Origin of the sequence: Pontibacter sp. SGAir0037, from assembly GCF_005491705.1 — a bacterium.
GTDB lineage: Bacteria > Bacteroidota > Bacteroidia > Cytophagales > Hymenobacteraceae > Pontibacter.
Window position 1 is genome coordinate 2364110 of the sequence record NZ_CP028092.1, and the last position, 20067, is coordinate 2384176.

17 protein-coding genes are annotated in these 20067 nt (G+C 36.9%); 3 read left to right on the forward strand and 14 right to left on the reverse strand.

Going from position 1 to position 20067, the window contains the following annotated elements:
* Nucleotides 1-78: 78 nt before the first annotated feature.
* Entirely contained in the window at nt 79-354 is a 276-nt protein-coding gene (locus C1N53_RS09590; RefSeq protein ID WP_137759095.1) for a hypothetical protein, read from the forward strand.
* On the opposite strand, the gene C1N53_RS09595 is transcribed toward C1N53_RS09590, so the two are convergent.
* The gene (locus tag C1N53_RS09595; RefSeq protein WP_168194000.1) at nt 351-1631 is read right to left on the reverse strand and encodes a WcaI family glycosyltransferase; all 1281 of its coding nucleotides are present in this window, start codon (nt 1629-1631) and stop codon (nt 351-353) included. The two genes, C1N53_RS09590 and C1N53_RS09595, sit on opposite strands and share 4 nt — an antisense overlap.
* An 828-nt stretch (nt 1632-2459) precedes the next feature.
* Here C1N53_RS09595 and C1N53_RS09600 point away from each other — a divergent pair.
* Nucleotides 2460-3266, forward strand: a complete 807-nt coding sequence (locus tag C1N53_RS09600) for a polysaccharide biosynthesis/export family protein (protein ID WP_137759096.1) — start codon at nt 2460-2462, stop codon at nt 3264-3266.
* A gap of 152 nt (nt 3267-3418) precedes the next feature.
* Nucleotides 3419-5548, forward strand: a complete 2130-nt coding sequence (locus C1N53_RS09605) for a tyrosine-protein kinase family protein (RefSeq protein WP_168194001.1) — start codon at nt 3419-3421, stop codon at nt 5546-5548.
* Between the two features lie 781 nt (nt 5549-6329).
* On the opposite strand, the gene C1N53_RS09610 is transcribed toward C1N53_RS09605, so the two are convergent.
* The 13 genes from C1N53_RS09610 to C1N53_RS09670 form a co-directional block, all read right to left on the reverse strand.
* Nucleotides 6330-7358, reverse strand: a complete 1029-nt coding sequence (locus tag C1N53_RS09610) for an NAD(P)-dependent oxidoreductase (RefSeq protein ID WP_137759098.1) — start codon at nt 7356-7358, stop codon at nt 6330-6332.
* 42 nt (nt 7359-7400) lie between these two features.
* Nucleotides 7401-7994 carry a WcaF family extracellular polysaccharide biosynthesis acetyltransferase gene (locus C1N53_RS09615; protein ID WP_137759099.1) on the reverse strand — a complete coding sequence of 198 codons (594 nt, stop codon included), beginning with the start codon at nt 7992-7994 and terminating at the stop codon, nt 7401-7403.
* A gap of 12 nt (nt 7995-8006) precedes the next feature.
* Nucleotides 8007-9251, reverse strand: coding sequence for a glycosyltransferase (locus tag C1N53_RS09620; protein ID WP_137759100.1), 1245 nt, complete (start codon nt 9249-9251; stop codon nt 8007-8009).
* Between the two features lie 17 nt (nt 9252-9268).
* Nucleotides 9269-10414 carry an acyltransferase gene (locus C1N53_RS09625; RefSeq protein WP_137759101.1) on the reverse strand — a complete coding sequence of 382 codons (1146 nt, stop codon included), beginning with the start codon at nt 10412-10414 and terminating at the stop codon, nt 9269-9271.
* Nucleotides 10415-10450: 36 nt separating this feature from the next.
* Nucleotides 10451-11548 (reverse strand): glycosyltransferase family 4 protein, encoded by a 1098-nt coding sequence (locus tag C1N53_RS09630; RefSeq protein WP_137759102.1) that lies wholly within the window; start codon nt 11546-11548, stop codon nt 10451-10453.
* A complete protein-coding gene (locus C1N53_RS09635) occupies nt 11520-12881 on the reverse strand; it encodes a hypothetical protein (RefSeq protein WP_137759103.1) in 1362 nt (453 codons plus the stop codon). Before C1N53_RS09635 ends, C1N53_RS09630 begins: the two co-directional genes overlap by 29 nt.
* A 19-nt stretch (nt 12882-12900) precedes the next feature.
* On the reverse strand, nt 12901-14136 hold the full coding sequence (locus C1N53_RS09640) for a glycosyltransferase family 4 protein (RefSeq protein WP_137759104.1): 1236 nt from the start codon (nt 14134-14136) through the stop codon (nt 12901-12903).
* A complete protein-coding gene (locus C1N53_RS09645) occupies nt 14133-15275 on the reverse strand; it encodes a glycosyltransferase family 4 protein (protein WP_137759105.1) in 1143 nt (380 codons plus the stop codon). The genes C1N53_RS09640 and C1N53_RS09645 overlap by 4 nt, the downstream gene beginning before the upstream one ends.
* Nucleotides 15253-15750: an acyltransferase gene (locus C1N53_RS09650; protein WP_240773446.1), complete on the reverse strand. Its 498-nt coding sequence runs from the start codon at nt 15748-15750 to the stop codon at nt 15253-15255. Before C1N53_RS09650 ends, C1N53_RS09645 begins: the two co-directional genes overlap by 23 nt.
* A 99-nt stretch (nt 15751-15849) precedes the next feature.
* Nucleotides 15850-16941, reverse strand: coding sequence for a glycosyltransferase family 4 protein (locus C1N53_RS09655; protein WP_137759106.1), 1092 nt, complete (start codon nt 16939-16941; stop codon nt 15850-15852).
* Between the two features lie 9 nt (nt 16942-16950).
* Nucleotides 16951-18036, reverse strand: a complete 1086-nt coding sequence (locus C1N53_RS09660) for a glycosyltransferase (RefSeq protein ID WP_137759107.1) — start codon at nt 18034-18036, stop codon at nt 16951-16953.
* A gap of 81 nt (nt 18037-18117) precedes the next feature.
* Complete coding sequence (locus C1N53_RS09665) at nt 18118-19068, reverse strand: NAD-dependent epimerase/dehydratase family protein (protein WP_137759108.1); 951 nt, start codon at nt 19066-19068, stop codon at nt 18118-18120.
* A 96-nt stretch (nt 19069-19164) separates the two neighbouring features.
* Entirely contained in the window at nt 19165-20046 is an 882-nt protein-coding gene (locus tag C1N53_RS09670) for a glycosyltransferase family 2 protein (protein ID WP_137759109.1), read from the reverse strand.
* Between the last annotated feature and the right edge of the window lie 21 nt (nt 20047-20067).

Genomic DNA, 20067 nt, shown 5'->3' on the forward strand with positions numbered 1-20067 from the left:
CTATTCTTCAGAATTCTTTATTATTTTAGAGAACTTATACTTTAAGCTTTATTGTAGAACACGTTTATCTTTATGGCCATGAAAATACTAAGCACTCTTATAGGGCTTTTCAGAAGAGGCGACAAAACGAAGGCCACAACACATCATTCTCCTTTTACTGAACGCGAATTATCTGATGCATATGAAGCCTTGCATTTAGAAGTGATGCATGATATACAAAAAACAACGCATTCTCCGTCTGAGTTAAATAACGAAAGCAAGGCCGAAAATGAATTAGTAAAAAATAAACTTAAAAAGCATTTCTCACCCAATATAAGATCTGACATAAGTAGTAATAGCCAGGATACTGTTTAGCATAATGCATATGCTTCAGCAAGTTCTTCTCTTCCTATTACACTATCTTCAAATGATGTCATTATTATTTCTCTAGATAGATATCGCTCTGCATATAAACGAGCATTTTGGCAGTGCTTCTCATTGTTATCAGAAATTGCAAGTTTTATACCCTCGGTCAGAGCTGCTTGATTTTCTGCATCAACTAACAGGCCCATCTTATATTTATTAACAAGTTCGTAAAGCCCAGACCCACGATTAGCTGTTATTAAAGCTAATCCACCAACCGCGAGTACGTTAGTTAACTTTGAAGGCATTACCAAATCACTTGCATTTGCTTTCTGAATAATTAAATGAATATCAGCCGTGTTTAGAAATTGGTTAAACTTTTCGATTGGCTGAAGTGGGTAAAAAATGACATTTGTAAGATTTAAGCTTCCAGATAAGCTCTGTAACTTCTCTTTATAAGGACCGGAACCGCATATTAGAAATTTTACTCCTTCCATGGTACTCAGCTCTTTTGCTGCATAAAGTATAGCCTCCAGCCCTTGCTTCTCTCCCATTGCACCTGAGTATAAAATAATGGTATCTGTAGGTTTGAAACCAAACTCTACTTTTAATGCTGACTTATCCTGTACAGGATAGAAGAAGTTTATATCAGCCCAGTTTGGGAATAAAAGCACATCCTTATTTGCTTTATGCCTGATTCGCTGAATCATTCCTTCCGAAATACTGCTGATATAATCAGCTTGATTTAAAATATATTTCTCTAAGGAGAACAACCCTTTGAGAATCTTTTCTGATTTTATCATTCTTAAATCGCGAGCAGCCTCAATCTGTAGGTCCTGTATATGGTAAAAGAATTTGGCATTACGCAGCTTCTTATAAAGAACACCTAAAAGACCAAACTGAAATGATGGTGCTATAGCTATTACTGTATCAAACTTTTGAGTGAAAATAAACTGCAGTAACTTTAATCCAGCAGTTAACAGGAAAGTAAGGTCAAGTATCATTCTCTTTAAACCCGTAGGGTTAGCAGGAACATACTGAGGACATCTGATAACCTTAAGTTTACCACCTTCTTTAACCTTATCAATATCATAATATTCTGTCTTATACCAGAACCTGTCGCTTCTATATGGTTCCTGTACTTTCCAGTAAGGATAATAAGGATAAGAAGTAAGAACGGTACAATCATACCCATTTTTTGCGAGCCAACTAATCATTTCACCACTATATTTACCAATACCTGTTGGCTCTGGGTGAAAATTATAACCAATCATCAAAATTTTCTTCATTTCCTTTTTTCTTATAGATCAAGCAACCTAATAAAATCGTGCACAAATAATTAATAGAAGATGAACAAGCAGAGATAACTTAGCTCTTACAATCGATTGTGAGTATTGTAACTTAGCTTTGCATATTTAAATTATCTGTGGCAGTAAAACTTATGTGTAGTGGCTATCAGATTATATACTCTTTAAAACAAGAAGACAAAATCGGAACATAAAACATAATAGCGGAAAGACCACCCATTGTATTTATAAGCTTTACAAGAAATACTATGCCAAAAATTATAACAACGATATGCTATATGTATAACAGCAAATAATAAAGCAGAAAAGGTATATCAAAAATACATTTAATCTTATTAGATGTGTTTTAAAGAGGTAAAAATAAGTTACAGGGTGCCAAATTGAATCATGATATCCCAATTTGACACTTTATAAAACCTAAATTTTTCCCATTTCGATTCAATAATTCCTATTATAAAACAACATTGGTTATATTTTGCTCATACTAACCGCCTTTAGCTGAATGTTGAGACTAAATAGACCTATATTATATATTTAATTAGGAATATTGGCATGATTATTAGAATTGAAACTAAGGATTACTATTTCAACCTATAATATCATAAATGAAGAATAAATATTACAAATATTGTTGAGCAAAGTGTAAGCATATCTCTAATAATTAGAGTTCACCCTTTACCTTCTCCTTCTTTACTTTTTAATGAAATACTAACATCAACTAAAAGCTACATACGCAATCACATAATATAGCGAACTCAAAACTTAGATTTATCTACAATAAACTGCAATACATAAGATAATGCATCAAACATGCTTTTAAAAGAAAAAACCTTCGAATCTAGAATCCTACTGCAACTAAAGACACCACTTAGATTTATAATTTACATTTTTGTTTTGGTTACAGCTTTTTCATGTGTACCCAGGAAAAAGCTACTGTATTTGCAGGAAGCTAGTAAAGTAAAACAGACTAATGCTAAATCCTTTGCTTCAAACAGCTTGGAATACAGACTTAAACCAGATGATGTAGTTTCTATTCATATTTTCAGTCTGACTCCAGGTCAGTTTAACATATTCAGCAGAAGTACCGAGGATGCTCAAAATCCTGCTACTATTTTTACAATAGACAGAGCGGGTTTTGTGGAATTACCTGCAATAGGACAAGTGGAAGTAAATAATCTTACTATTAAGCAAGCACAAGATAAAATACGACTTCTTTTAGAAGAGTATCTGAAAAGCCCTTTAGTGCGCATTGAGTTAAGGACCCCATTTGAGTTTACAATACTAGGTGAAGTAAACAAGCCCGGCCATTTTACTAAAGTTGGAGAAGAAATAACATTATTCGAAGCTTTAGGTTCAGCAGGCGACCTTACACGCTTTGCGGATCGCTCTAACATCAAACTGGTAAGGAAAAATAAAGAAGGACAAACAGAAATCATTAATATAGATGTTTTAAAGGCAGATCTTCTTGCAAGCGAATATTACCACTTACGCTCTGAAGACGTCATAATTGTGGATCCATTGGGGGCTAGGGGCGCCAGGGAAAACCAGCTCTTTTTCCTAACCTCAACTGTTGGCATTATTACATCGCTTTCTCTACTCTTATCAAGAATTTTATAATGAACTTAAAGCCTCCAACTAATCAAAGCTTTGATCCAACTCAGTTGTTTCAGCGCATATTATCTAAGTGGTACATTATTCTACTGTTCGTCACTGTATGTATAACCTGTGCCTATTTTTATAACAAATATTCTCTGCCACGATATAATGTCGTGACAACACTACAAGTAAAAAAACAGCAGGCTATTGTCTCAGCAGATCCAACTGCCCTAATCTTTAACCACGGAAGTAGTAACTCTCTTAACCTTCCGGATGAGACGGTTTTATTAAAATCATTTCCCCTGCTCACCTCCACAATCAGTGATCTTGATTTTGCTGTTTCATATTACTACAGTAATCCTCTTAAAAAAATAGAACTACATAAAAATTCTCCAATTAAATTATCAATTGATGTCAATTCTACATTCTTACCCTACGAGCAGGAATGGAAATGCTTACCATTGGACAGCACGAGGTATATTATTGAAATTGGTGATGAAATAAGGCATCAATTAGCCTTTAATAAGCAAGCCAATATAGACGGATTTATATTTACTGTAAACCTTGAGGATTATAGCGAACTTGTTAAGTATAATCATATCATCTTCAAAGTCAACAACCCTCTCCAACTAGTTCGCGACTACCAGGGACGGGTCAAGATTTCTCCATTCGATGAAAAATCATCCATCATCAATATTTCAGTGGTGGGAGAAAACCCGGATAAGGAGATAGAATTCTTAAATTCGTTTGTCAAAAACATCATTGATCAAAGTATCCAGAGTAAAAGACTTAATTCTGAACGTACTGCAAAATTTATTGATGAGCAACTGTCAGAAAACACCGATTCATTAAAGGCGATCGAAGGTCAGTTACAAAGGTTTAAAAATGAAAAAGCAACTGTTGATCTTAATGTAGAAGGGAATCAGCTATACACCAACATAAAAGAGTTAGAAAAACAAAAGGCTGACTTACTGCTAAGCAACCGCTATTTAGATTACCTGATACAATCTGTATCGAGTGAATCTGAAATAAACCAACTGATGATGCCGGCGCCAATAGATGGACAGGATCCTGTACTTGCTAAGCTATTAAACCAATTAGTAGATGCTCAGTTGGAAGTTAAGCTGCTTGCCAATGACAAAATCACAAAAAATCCACTCTTACAAGAAAAGAAAAAAATAATAAAAGATCTTAAAGATAACATTACCTATAATGTTAAAAGCCTTAAAGGCAAGAATAACATCCGCCTGAAGGACATGAATAGCAGAATCTCTATGTTTTCGGCTTCTCTACAAGGTATTCCTAAAGCAGAAAGAGAGTTAGTGAATATAAAGCGGGACCATAGGTTGAACGAAAACTTATATCTGTTATTTATGGAGAAAAGGATTGAAGCTGGGATCAACGCCGCCACGATTGTTTCGGATTACAGCATCATAAATCATCCGATAAACGAAGGAGTTGTTTCAGCCAGCCCGTTACGAAATTATTCTATTGCTTTGCTGCTAGGCACGATCTTGCCTGTAAGTATTCTTTTGGTACTAGATTTCCTAAGTGACAAAGTTCGTTCGAAAGATGATGTAGAAAGAATGCTTCCGATGCCAATAATATGCTCAGTTGTTCATAAAAACAAACGTTCAGTGGGAATGATAGATAGTAATGTGCTGGAATCATTCAGGTCATTCAGGGCAAATCTTCAATACTTACCACAACCTAAACAGGTTTTGCTTGTTACTTCCTCTATGAGTGGTGAGGGGAAAACATTTAGCTCATATCATCTTTCTCAGATATTAGCAATTACAGATAAGAAAGTCGTTTGGATTAATGCCGATTTACGTGTCAAAACCAACGGAACTCCATCTGAAAAGTTAGGCCTTAGTGAATACTTAGCACAACTCGCATCGATAGATGATATAATAGAGAAAGATGAAACCAATGTGCATATTATCAGGGCAGGAAAAACACCGCATAACCCAGCGGAATTGTTGGTTAACCCACGAATGCAGACGTTAGTAGATGTATTAAAAGAACATTTTGACTATATTATTATTGACACACCTCCAGTTGCTGCTTTTTCTGATGCTTTTGAACTAATGGCACTGGCAGATCAAATATTTGTTGTTGTTCGCCAAAAATTCACTAAAATATCTGCTCTGGCTACAATACGAGAACTTCTTCATATAAATAAGATTGAACACATTTCTATTATTCTTAATGATGTGAAAGATAAGCGGGTTAAATATGCTTCTAAGTACTATGCCAAAAGTTATAGAACAAATTCATCGAAAGATTTCATCGTAAAATAATCAATAGTAACTTCTATTCTGTAGTGCTTCTTATCTTTAGAGAGAGGAGCACTACATTTTTTTATAAAGGTTCTTAAAAAATAGCACCCAACCCTCCTCTTTCAAAAATATAAATTCTGCTATTCATTCATTTTTGAAGTACAATACATTCTTCCTTTAGCGATATAATCCTCATCCTTTTAGCTTGTCTGCTGTTGCAGCAGGAACTGGTTTGGAAGCGGCATACTCAGGTCTGTTCTGGTTGTAGAAGTTAGTGAACCTGTTAAAACCTCTTTAACTTTCTGCAGGCTTTCAAGCTCTTATCTGGCAGGGAAAACAACTTCCACAATGGGAAGACAAATTCGATGCAGTAACTTTAATGCGCACTAGCTACGTGCGTAAAATCAAAATAGATGATGATTTACTTAGAGATACTGCCGGAATAAACCAGCTTTGGACTAGCTGCTGCAATTAGTTATCAGGCTCAACCTCAGAGTTCTGTTGTAATGGTACAGCACTTTATTTATGAAGTCAATCTCAGAGTATGTGATTGACTTCATAAATAAAGTGCTGTAAATGCCGTGCTTGGGGACAATAGCCGTTATTATTCCCTTCTCTGCTTTTAAAAGGTCTTTAAAATCTCGTCTGCTGACCAGCGTCTTCTTTACATTAGTAGTACAAGTTAATATCTTATACGGTTGTAGATTCTAATGTCCAGTAGTTTAGGGAATAAGAAAAACTGGTATTGCATTCTGATCAACAAAGAAGAAACATTATGTAAACCGAAATAACAGGCAAGTAGCTACTCTGTCAAACTAACCGGATAGGTATTAGATACTGCTTCGGAAGAAACAGACGCGGGTCTAATTTTATATGACTTATTATTGACTAACCAATTTAATGTTCTTCTTACTCCTTCCTGCCTACTTACAGGAACAGGACCTGATATTTGAAATAAATCCTGTAGTGGAAAAGTATTATTAGTAGTCATATTACTTAACCTAAAACTTGTCATAGGAAATTTAATTTTCAATTTAGCTAAAACATCTCCCGTAAGAGCTGCCAGTTGTATGGCGCTAAAAGGAATTCTCTTTATTTTTCCTTTACCCATGGCTATAGAGATTTCATTCGCCCATTCTGATATCTGTATAGGTTCAAAATCTCCGATGTAAAATGTTTTACAACAACTGCTTTCTGCATCGATGAGCGTTTGTATTTGGTAAATCGAATTATCCACATAACCATAAGTTTTGGTACAGGTATTACCAAAGTCAAAGTATTTACCTTGATACACTACATTAAAAAAATCAATGTAGGGAATATTAAACCAAGGCCCCCATATAGAAGTAGGTCTGATAAGTACCCAGTTATGATTAATATTTACACTCTCTTTAACTAGTAATTCTGCTTTAACTTTACTTTCACCATACAGTGTATGGGGTTTATAGTCGTCATAATTTAGAGGTACATAACCAGGTTTGCACACATACATTGAAGAAGTATAAACTACTTTCTTAATGGAAGGTAACATATTTGCAATGTCGATTATATGCTTTGTGCCGTCAAAATTGGCCCTGTAATAATCTAAGGTCGTTCCATCCAGATCTGTTACAGCAGCTAGATGTATAATTACATCAGGATTAAAAAGTAGAATTAGAACCTTAAGCTTTTCAAATTCCAGGATATCCACCTGGCGCCAATAAGGGAACTGTTGCTCGTTCTGAGGTCTTGCTATATCCAGGTTGAGCACCTCGTGCCCCTCGTTTATAAGCTTACTCACTAAATTAGTTCCTATAAAACCGGAACCTCCTGTAACCACATATTTTCCCATTATTTTATTAATTACTTTTGAGTAATAAGGTGCACTTCTTATTTATCTATCAGAAATAGTCCTGTCTTTAATTGGTACGGCCGGAGTTCCAACACATATTTTACCAGCTGGCAAATTCTTTAGCACAGAGCTTCTCGCACTAACAATAGTTCCTTTTCCAATTGTAGTTCCGGGTGCTATATAAACGTCATTTGTTATCCAGCACTCATCCTCAATATAAACAGGCTTACTAAATATATCGAAGGTTATTTTGTCATAAGCATGGCCTCCAGTGTTTATATACACTTTATGCGCAATAGCTACATGATTACCTATTCTTACATTTCCCAAATTATAAATAGAAGTATCATCTCCTACCCAGCAGTGGTTACCAATCTCCAGGTTCCATGGGTAAGTTATCTTAACAGAAGATCTTATTTTAACTCCTTTACCAATCTGTGCTCCAAAAAACCTAAGCAGGAGTACTCGCCAACCATAAAATACCTGCGGCGACATAGAAAAAAGAGTACCTTGCACTATCCACCACAACTGCACTAATAGTTTAGATTTACCTCTGAAAGAAGCCGGAACATCAAAAGTGCTTAAATCCTGATAAACCAGTTTATGACCTACCTCTGCTTTACTAATTACAGCCATTATCTTATAACATTATATTGAAGTATTGTTAAAGAGCATTGAAAGCAGACGTTTTGAAGCAGCCTTAACAGAAAAATCTCTTTGGAATGAATCTCTGGCTTTCATACCCATACAGTGTTTTTCATCGAAAGTCATCTTCACCCATTCTGCTAATAATTTACTGGTTCCTTTTAGAGTGTCAGGTTCTGCAGCACCACCTCCTCCAGCCACAATTTCCCTCCATATATTTACCTGATCAGAAATGAGAACAGGTTTACCACAAGCCATTGCCTCAACAACCGCAATACCAAAGTTTTCTTGATGACTTGGCAGGATAAAGGCCTCACAATTGTAAAAAACGCCCCATTTATCAGCTCCTGTGAGCATACCTGGAAAAAGTATATCAGACTTCAACCCTTCAATTAATGTCAGGTTTTCCATCTCTTTTCCGTAAGTAGTATCCAGGCCCGGACCCGCAATAACTAGTTTAGGAAAGGGAGGCATGAAATCTTCTAAACCTGAGCTTAACACCATCTCATGATGGTATTTTCTCTTAAGCTGAGCATAAGCTTTGATAAGAAGATCTACCCCTTTCTTTTCATGCACACGGCTAAGGAAAAGAACATAAGGTTCATCTTTTAAAAAGGGGAACTTCGTTTCGAAGGCTTCCTGTATTACAAAATTTTTAGCAGGTGGATTCTCGACACCTAATCCAACAATAAGTTCTTTTTTTGGTTTATATGGTGAAAAGGGTTCTTTAGCCAATCTACACTCTTCTTCACATGTAAAAAGTAGTCCATCGGCATCGTTAACAACAGCTCTTTCAACCAACTTCCAATAAACCGTATTCCGAATAGCCTTCCACTTCCTTTCTTTTGCACGTTGAAAGTATGGATCCAACATGCCATGTGGCATCAGGTAAAGTTTAGGAATATTGCAACTGTTGCTGCTTTGTCGCTTCCTAAGTATTTTTATAGCTTTTATAGCCGCATGGCTATAATAAAGCCACATGCCATGCACAATAACCACATCAAATGACGGCAATTCTTTTACTAGCCATTTCGTAAGTTTCGAACTATACCGCCAAGGACCTTTTCCTGGCCCTAAAGCATGAACCGGAAATAGGCAGTCGTTCAGATGTTGAGCATCAGGAGAATCTAAGCATATTACTTCATTATAAACTTGTTCCTCCCTTAAGCCATTTATCATGGTTCTTACAGCCTGGCATACCCCACCCGTACTTAAATCCATACTTGGAGTTATATGAAGTATTTTCATTATAACGACAGTTTATATTAAGCTTTAACAGTAGTTGCTGTCTCTTTTCTAGTAGAGTTTACTTTAGCCTTTATCCATTTTTTTACCACCGGAGTACGTTTCTCAAAGAGTAACCACATTGTATAGCTATAGGCTATGGTGGTAACACATATAAGAATAAACATAAAAAATGAATCGATATCCCATGCCACCCTCTGCTCTACTATAAGTCCAGTAATCAGAACTGCAAATGGCATATGTGTAAGGTAAAGTGTAAAAGAAATATTAGAAATGAACAGTGCTATTTTTCTTAAGAAGGAAAACTTCATGTTACAGTTTACCAAAGCCACAACCAAAATTGCCGTAACCACTCCTAATGAAAAATCATTGAAAAAAACTGGTAGTATTCCAACACGCACGCAGCTAAGAACAACCGCAAACATGGTTATTATAGTAAGCAATATGTGCGGCTTTGATAAAAATCTGGTATTAAACCGCTTCAGCAGGAAATAGCTTGCACCTCCCATCAGCCATATTAAAAAATAAAGCGCAATACTTTTACCAACCATTATAAGTAAGAGCAATCCGATCAAACAGAGCAAAATCTTCTTATAAGAACCATCTTCTACTTTATAGGCCATAAATAGAACAGGAAAAATAATATAGTACCAAAACTCATAAGCTAAACTCCACAAGGGAGCGTTTGAACCATAAGTTGGTATGAAGATGGTTTGTAAAAAAAACAAATTACCAATTAGCACACCAGCATGAAGCTTATCATTAGGATTGATGTCAGCCAAGTTTTCAATCTTTCCTAAATATGCTGGAGACTCCGGCAATAGCCCTGTACCAACGACATCTAATACTAATGTGATAAATAGAGCAGGAATCAAGACTATCCAAAGCCTTGACAGCCTATCTATCAAGTAGTTTTTTAATGACCACTTTGAGTTTTCATAAGCAGTATAAATGCTCCTTATTATAAAGAAACCACTAAGCACAAAGAAGATAACAACTGCTTGATGTCCAAATCCAGTAAGAAAATAAAAGGCTTTAGTAAAAACACTTTTATCAACATCGGCATAATCTTGAAAGAAAAGACTTCTAATATGTCCTATACAGACTTGTAATGCTGCTATACCTCTGATAAGATCTAACCAATAAAAAACTTTGTTGTGCTCCATATCAATATAATAGTTTAAACTATATTGAAGTTTTGATTAAACGGCAATTGAAGACTCAAAACGTTCTTTAAAATGCTCAAAAGTGAATTTATTATGGTAAATTTCGTACCCTATCTCGCCCATTGCTGAGTACTTTTCAGGAAATTCATCAATATCTCTTAAGACTTTTAAAAGGGTTTCTGGTTGGTTATCTTGCAACAGAAAACCAGACTTACCTTCTTCAATTATCTCCTCTGCTGGTTGGCCTTTTAAACCAATACATGCTTTCTTCGCAAACATCGCTTCCAGAAATACATAGCCAAAGCCTTCTCTTGAGCTAGGAAACATTAAGGCCTCTGAGTGCTGGTAAAAGAGAACCAAGTCTTTATCATTAACATTATTAAATAAATAAACCCTGTCCTGAAGCCCATACTGCTGTATCCTGGATGCTACGTATCTCTCATCATCTCCCCTTCCTATAATAACCAATTTAAGTTTCGAATCCGGGTAGTTATAGTGAAGTGCTGCAAAAGCGTCTAACAACTCCAGGTAACCTTTGTAGCGGTGCTTCTTCCATAGCCGGGATACGAAAACACAATACTTTGGCTTTGTACTGAACCAAGGCCAGAATTCCGAGTCCTCTAAAGTATAGGTGTTGTAAAAACTGGTGGGTACTCCTGCTAATAAGCATACTTTCGTTTTATCAGAAAATTCAGGATGCGTTTTAATGAAACGCTGAAATGTGTAGTTAGAATTGCAAACAAGGTGCGTCGCTTTGCGCATAGCCATATAATGCCGGCCTTTTGCCCGAAACCAAGCTTCCTCATCATGCAGGAATATTACAAACTTTGAGATAAAGACATTAGGCATAAAAATCAACGCAGTAGCTTTGCCAAGCATATCACAATAAACTTCTCTACAGTCTTTAAAAACCATGTAGTACAAAACATAGAAAAAGAAAAGCGCAACATTCCCATCGCAACCGATAACTCGTTCATTTCTTTTTGATTTGCCAAAAAGAGAAACAGTTACTTTAGGAGCTAATTGTCGGTACATCAGGTATCCTACCCTGGCAACTCCTCCTTTTTCCGGGTTGTAGTCCACCACAAGAAGTAATCTTCGATTGTTATATCTGTTGCTGTTCTCTGTTGTCATGATTAAATTCTTTAACTATAGCCAAACACAACCCAATAGTAAGCCAGCCAAAGTAACATGTTGTGTTATTAAATGTCATTTGCCCAGCTATAACCGTCCGAAAAATTGACATAAGCAATAATAATAAGACGGGGCTATGGTGAAACCTAAGCATTTTAAAAGCATGCCCCAGCACATAGAGACTAAGTCCGATGCGATAGATGAGAAAGAAAAAGCCGAAAAAAATTCCTGATTCGAATACTACTTTTAGCCACTCAGATTCTAAGTATACATTTTCTGTATTTCCAAAGGCAATCCAGGCATAAGCTGTACCCATTCCGAGCCCATACCCCAGAAAAGGAATGTTTTTAGGCAGGCCTGTGAAAACCACAGTATAATCTTTAAACATTCTGTTCGTAATGGCTCCTTCCGCCTGTGCTGCTACCTCCTGCCGTTCTTGCATCTGATCTATATTAGCACTAAAAAATAGCATAATAAAAGCTGCGCAAAGTAAACCTCCAACAATTGTCGCAATTGTTATTTTAAAGCCGACAGGTGTTCTAAACAGGTAAACACCAGACAGAAAAAGGGTTACAAAGACAATCCCGGCTTCTAAAAAATTAGTTCTTGAACCACTTACCACAATGTTCACCAATACAGCCATCAGCACGATGAGACTAAGTATTTTATCAAGAAATCTCTCATGATAAGGCAATAAAAAATTAAACAGAATTAGCGAAAGAGCAAGAATGGAGTAATGGGCATGCCCATTTGTAAAAGAAAAGAAGCCATAAGGTCTCACAACATCCTTCACCACATAAAATATATTCTGTTCAGACTCACCCCCTACGCTCCTGTTAATGAAAGCATCTGGAGGTGAAGTATATTGGATAAATACTAAAATAGCCGAAGGAATAGCTATAAGACACATAAGTCGTGCAATATGCTTGATATCTTTCCATTCCAGGTATTCCTGCATTATAAAAATTAGGGGTACAAGAAAGAAATAATTGCGCCACCCATAAAATACCGGAAAGAGGGGCAAATCCCTTAGAAAGACTTGAAAAGGAATTATCAGCAAAAAAACTATAGATAAAGTATATCCAATTTTAGCAGAGGTACTGCTGGGCCACATCCTATAGTATAGTGCATATGCATAAACGAGTACAACTACTGCGTCTTTTAGCAATAAAAGCGGGGTACTTAGCGAAGGCAAGGCCCATTTACGTAAAGCCCCATCAAAAATCATTAGTAGAAAAACTACCACTATTGATTTTTTTATAAACTGAGTCTTACTGTCTGCTGCAAGCGGTATTACAGTATCTTCTAACTTATTTATTTCTAATGTAGCCACAATCTAACCTAAAAGGAATTTATACTAATTCTTGAAATGTGGTTTCTTTACTGCATTCACTGATGTTAGTAACCACTTGAGAGTAATAAGCTTTCCAAGTATATTCACTTGCAATTGCAGCTGCCCTTCTACCTAATTCTTCTACCTGATCCCGGTTGTAATAATAAAAAAGCACCTCTTGCTTTATTGCCTCCAGATCGTGGATTGGGATAATGGACCCACCACCTTTTTTCACTGCTTCTTTTGCCCCGGTATTTTCTGTAACAACTACAGGTGTTCCGCAGGCCATAGCCTCTAATACAACCATTGCCCAGCTATCCAGGTAGGATGGAAAAACAAATAAATCTGCCTGCTGATAATGCTTTACCAGCTCATCGTGAGTGAGAAAAGGAATGTAGGTATAAGATCCTTTATACTGCTCCATAATGTCAGATGCATCTCCCATGGCACCGATTATTACTAATTCCGTATCGGCTAAGGCTAATTCTTTAAAAGCCTTTAAAAGCAATTCAATGCCTTTTCTGCGCATCACACTTCCAACAAACAATAATCTGAAAGTGCCTTGAGTTGGAAATTTTTTCTTTAGTTGAAAGCGGTTTGGATCAAAACCTAAATTTGCCACTTTTACTTTATTTCCCGGAACACCTTCCTGAAGCAGCGTTTGCTTGGCATATTCAGATAAAACAAGTATATAGTCTGCATAGCGATATTCTTCCTCCTTTATCCTGTTTATACGCTTTAACAGCGATGGACTATCAATCAAACCCTTTAATATACCATACCGAGTATCTATAGCTTCTATATGCCGGAAATGAACCTGAGCTAAATCCAGGATAGTTGTGATTCCCATTTCTCTAGCCTTCCGAAAGGTCTGCAGAGAGGCTTTCTCATACCCTACGACAACTCCTGGCTTAATAAGGCTTAACTTATTTGCAACATGATTATCATGAATCCTTTCTACATAGAAAAACCACCTTTCTCCAACAAACCCAAACTTTAGCATGATTTGCCTGATTAACTCAGGTATCGGATATGTAATTACTAATGCCGTGTTTAGTTTATCAAAAGATCTCCTCCGAAACTGCTTAGCAAGCTTGTTTCTAAGAAAGCTTGGGATTAAGCTGAATTGTTTATCAAAACTGTTGGGCGTATACCAAACACTCGTTGCAAAACAGCTAAGGCTGTTTACCTGTTGCAACGCATAGCTAAGTTGGTGGGCATAAGCTTTGAAGGGATTAGAGACTAGTACTTTCATATTAATACTTTAGTTGTCTGTACATCTTGAACCCATTGTCTGGCTACCTGACAGCGCGTATTAGTAGCTTCACGCCTTCTTAATTTCAACCGCTGGCTGTCCAACGAGTGGTTAAGCGAAATACAATCGTCCTGCAGGATGGTCTCCAGATTAATCTTGCGAAAGTTTTCATCCAAACCGGCAATTATAATTGGAAGCCCATGCTCACGGTAAGCTGCAGCTACTCCACTCTTGCCTAAAATTTGTGTAGCCGTAACAGCCACACCGGCATCTATGGTTTGTAAAAAACCAGAAACAAAATCGGTGTCACGTTCTCCAAGAAAATAAGCCTTTAATGAAGGTATAGTACTATTGATTTCGTCACTTAATTTCCTGACCTGGTCCTCATCAGCCTTACCAATATGTAGCAGTACTGCATTTTCATTTTCTTTGCTTAACCATTCCAAAAGTCCTTTAAGATTCCATTGCTGCGGAATTCGTCCGAATATTCCAATTCTCAGCTGCTCTCCTACGCCTATACAGTCATTTGCTAACATCCAGGCCTCTACCTGTAAACGTGCATGTGGTATATAGGGAATATTACTGAACAGAGGTAATATCTTTACATCAATCTTATAGTAGGCCAATAGCTTATGGAAGGCTGAATTGCTTGTATGTATTACTTTAGGGCTTACCTCAGCGATAAATTTTTTTATCATGTTCCGCTGAATGAAGCCAATAACTCTTCTTTTGGCTGGCTCTTGATATGAACGGCCGATCCATGGTTCATGCATCATAAGGCTAACGGACGAAAACCTCTTAAGCACTTTCTGCAGGTAATACATTGCCCTGAAAGGTAGGCCTTTAGTGTGAAAGGCATAGATCACAAACTGTAAGCTAATATGATCTGGCTTACATGCATCAATAAGGCTCTCAAGCAGCTTTGTTTTTTTATGCCAACTAAGTGTAGCAGGTATTCTGGTAATATTTAAACCATTAGAGTATTTCTGCGACACCTTTTTTATAAAAGAGTCATGTAAACTACACAAAAGAACTTCAAGACCTAGATTTTGTAATTCTGCTGCGAAAAGTAAGCTATAGTCTCCTACGCCATCTTTACCAGGCTCTAGGCAACCATTAAGCAGAAGTACTTTTTTCATATTTTCTGGATTTTATTTTACGGGCCGGAACACCACCCCAAATTTCCTGTTCAGGAATAGACTGATTTACAACAGAACCTGCAGCCACAATAGCCCCTTTTCCGATAGTAACTCCTTTTAAAACCACCACGTTGAAACCTAACCATACATTTTCTTCAATTATAATAGGTGCTTCTTGCGGAGGTTGAAGTCTGATAGGTAAATGTCGAAAATCATACCCATGATCATGGTCTACAAACTTACACCCTGAGGCTATCAGGCAATCCTGACCAACAGTTATTTTATCACTGATGTTGAATTCTGACCCAGTGCCAACAAAAGTATTATTTCCTAAAATGATGGAAGGGCCTTCTGACCAAACGCCATCGTATTTAAAGAAAACATCCCTTTCGATTACACAGTCATCTCCAATCTGAACCTGATGTGGCCAGGTAAAAATGGGGCTATCAACTGTACTTCCTCTTCCTACACGCAAGCCTGCAAGTAAACTTGGCCATAACTGAACCTTAGTTCTGATGTACCTTCCGAACATCATGATTCTGAAAATTCCTTTATGTATAACTTGCCATACCATCTACAGAACTGCTTTTACTATGTTTACAATTTCTTCCGAAACTGATTCCCAGCGGTAATCTTGTACAGAGGCTTGCGCATTAGCAGCTAATTTCTGTCTGGTTGATTTATTTTCAACGGCAAACTGTAATTGATTTGCCAGATCAGTTGCATCACCCGGATTAAAAAGTAAGCCGTTTTGCATATGTTTGATCAAATCAATCTGTGCACAACAAGACGATGTTATACAGCACATCTGTGAAGCCATAGCCTGAAGTAAAGCAAGAGATTGTCCCTCAAAAAAACTGGGAAGTACAAAAATTTCTGCTTTACTATATAAATCCTGCTCCTCTTCAGGCTTATAAAGAGAAACTACCTCAATTTGATCATGTAAATTTTCAGGAAACGCTGCTAGTACCTGATCTTTCGGAAACACTACTCCAAAAAGGAACCACTTTACTTTAACTCCTCGTTGTGCTAAAATTGAAGCAGCTCTAACTAATAAATCAATTCCCTTTCTTTTGATCCAGGTGCCATTAAATGCGATGGTACAAGTTTCAGTTTCTTCCAGATCGCTTTTGCTATTTTTGAAATAGCCGGGATAAATACCATTCCGAAACACAAAGGTATCCTGATCCCTCCTTTTGAACCGCTTCGCAACAAAACTCTTGTCTTCAGAATTAGAAAGTAGAAGAATTTTAGACCCACGTAATCCTTTATTACACGGGCGCAAACGCCACAACGGAAATAATACACGGCTTCTTAAACTAACAGGCTCATAATACCTTTTGTACTTTGAAAGGCGTAGCTCCCACTCTCTTTGTTCTATGCCATGGCTAAAAAGAACAACAGGAATTTGATATTTTGTAAAAAAGCCACTAACAGGTTCATGAGCTAAAATAACATCTGCAGTACCATTTAGTTTTTCAATAAAATAGGATCTGGCCAACCGAGGAAATTGGGAAGGATGGCTTGTTTTGCCTATCTCTTTCTTACCAATGTGTACAAACTCATGTCCTGCATTTTCAAATGCGATTTTCCAATGGTATCCTACTCTACCCATTCCTGAAGTGGGATTGAGATCTATATCTGCTATATGTACGATTTTAGCCATTATTTTTTCCTAAAATAAAAGTTTGAACTCTACATAAACTGCCTTCAGTAGCCTGTAAACTATCCATGGTATTCTGGTGTCCCGCATACTTAAAAGATTCCCTCCATATCTGAAAGCTCGATCGAGTTTATGTTGCTGAGTCGCATATTCAAAATAAATTTCCTTTATCTTCTTTGGAGTCCAGCTTTTGGCAGGTGCGCCTGATTCTCTCTTCTCTTTCTTCAGAACATCCAGAATGTAAGCAGCTCTGTTTTGATAAGTATGCTCCAGATGTACTAGTTCGTAAGCAGCCTTGGCTATAGAATTTCTTTCATCTTCATGTGCCAGATAATAAGCTATTTTCTCAACCAAATCCTTTTCGTTTTGATAGGTAACAAAATGCTTCCCATCTACAAAGCCGAGTGCAGTTAATTCTGTAGGAGCCATAGTAATTAATAACGCTCCCGCAGCCATTATTTCAAAACACCTAAGATTTGCGTCCTGCAAATAATCATCTCTGGATATGTTAACCGCAATTTTAGAATCTGTGTAAACACCTATTAGATCATCCTGATTGTAGAAAAGGTTAATGTTATTAGTATAGAATTTTTTATGAATCAGGTTAACAAGAGCCTTTCGCTTCTGATACAATTTCCCATCTAATCGTCCTACCCAACCTACCTCATATTTTCTGGCTATTTTATACTCAGGGTATAGATGTCCCTCTACTGCATGAGGAAGCAGAAATGCATTAGGATGTCCTGCTTCTCTGAAAATTTTCTCATACCCTGGATGGAAAACAAAGGCGTAATCAAATAGCATAGATTCATTTATCCTGCTCTTCGTTCCATGATAAGTATCTATATGAAAACAAGCAGTTGGAACGTCAATTTCTACAATTTCATCCGGAATATCAGTTAAATATGGATTAGGATAAAGTATTAAGATAGGCTCAACGTCTATTTGCCTAAGCCTGCTTATCTCTTTTGCAAGCATGTTTAAGCTTCCATCATAGAAAATTACTTCCACAAGCTTTGAAAATGCCTCGAAGTAAGCTTTTCTCTCTCTGTTTATTTCCTCAAATGAACAGAGGAAAATAATAGCTTCAGATTTCATAGATTATAATAAAAGTATTCGTTTTTAGAGAGATAAAATTGTTGTCAAAATCTGTAGCTAATATTCTTTCCGCATTTAGAATTAACATTCCCACTGCACTTTATTTAGGCTGCTGTTTGAAACTTTAGCCATAGCATGGTTCCAATATTCTTGAACACCATCTGAAAGGTCTATTTTTGGCCTCCAACCTGAATGATTTGTTAATTTAGTCGTATCGAGTACATTCTCTAACACATCGAAAGGCCTTAGTTCCTTATAATACACCTCGGGTAGCATAAAACCATCGCCTAGAGCCATCTTAAAAAGATAATCCAAAATGGTTTTATTGGATGTACCGATACCAGTACCTATGTTGTAAACTTCACCAGGTTTTCCTGCATACAAGGCCGCAATTATTCCTTCAGCCACATCCTCTACATGTATGTAATCACGTATTGTACCTTCTTTCCCGAATATACTAATAGCCTTATTTTCTAAAATTGAATAAGTAGCCGTAGCAATAAAGCCCTGGCCTGAAAAAGGAGTTTGCCCGATACCATAAGCGTTTCCCGGCCTAACAGAGATTACGGGTAACCCTTTATGCTTAAAGTACATGTGTGCATATTTCTCTACAGCAAGTTTTGTTATACCATAAGGAGAAATAGGATTCGTTTCTGCAAGCTCAGAAGTTGGATTTTCATTGGTGTTACCGTAGATAGCTCCACCTGTCGAAACCATAACGATACGACTAATCGGGAACTGCCCCATCCACTCAAAAAAATTAATGGCAAAAGGTAAGTTGTCTCTTATATCTGCAATAGGATCATCAAAGCTGGTTTTTGGGGTAGAAGAATAAGCCAGATTAATAACGCCCTCCACTCCCTTTAAAATGCGCTTTAAATCAATATAATCTAAGCTCGACCAATCATAATGTTGAGCATCATTTCTTCTGCTGTTACCTACTATAATTACTTCGTGCCCCTGAACCCGCAGTTTATTAACTACATGCTGACCAATGAAACCAGCTCCTCCAAATACACAATATTTAGCCATAAAATTTGAATTTAGATAATGAATGACAGCTGCCTTATTTTATGCTTTATGATCTCCAGAAATATCAGTTTGTCTTATGTTAAGAGCACTTATTTACTATCTCTGAGTTCTTAATCTTCTATCATGCCTCCAAAGCATAAACTGAATTAAGAATGCACTTTTTATTTCATACAATAAATCTATTATCGCGTAATTAAGGCCTCGAAATTTATACTTAAAGGCATAAGGTATAATGTTGATTGATTGAGGAATAAGAATTTTAAGCCGCGTTGTTAAAGAATAGTACTTTCTATGATCCGGATGCCGTTTCAGCAGTGTCAGAACACTATCTATTCCAACTTTATAATGGTAATTAACTAAGCGCCATGGGTGGCATGCAGAAGCCTCAGGAACAAAAATCAGCTCTTGCCCATCTTTTATAACTCTGGTTCTGAACTCGATATCTTCTAATTCGAAATGAAAATCTTCGCAATAGCCACCAATTTCTTTATAATAGTTTGCCCTTACAGCCAAATTGCAACTCCATAAGTACCCTCCTTTTTCATTTCTGGGAGATACCTCATTAAATCGCTGTTGCTCACGATCTGGCATTGTTTTTCCTTCAAAAACATTGTGTGAAGGATTGGTTTTAATTGCCTTCACATAAGCCTCAATCCAATTGGAATTCGGTAAACAATCATCATCAGTAAAGGCAATCCATGGAGCTCTTATATGCTGAACACCATTGTTCCGATTAGCTGCAGGTCCTTTACGTGGACCTGCAACCCACCTCACCCATGGGTATTTTTCCTTAATCATGCTCTCCGAAGTTGTTAAGGAGCCATCGTCTGAAACAATAACTTCATAGTTATCACTTTTTAGTGATTGAACATCAGGATGCAGACAATCTAAACATTGAGCCAGATAATCATTGCGGTGCCTTGTGGGTATAACGACAGAAATAAATGGGTCTGAATTTGTCTTATTACTATCCAGCATGAGATCAACAGATATGAATGT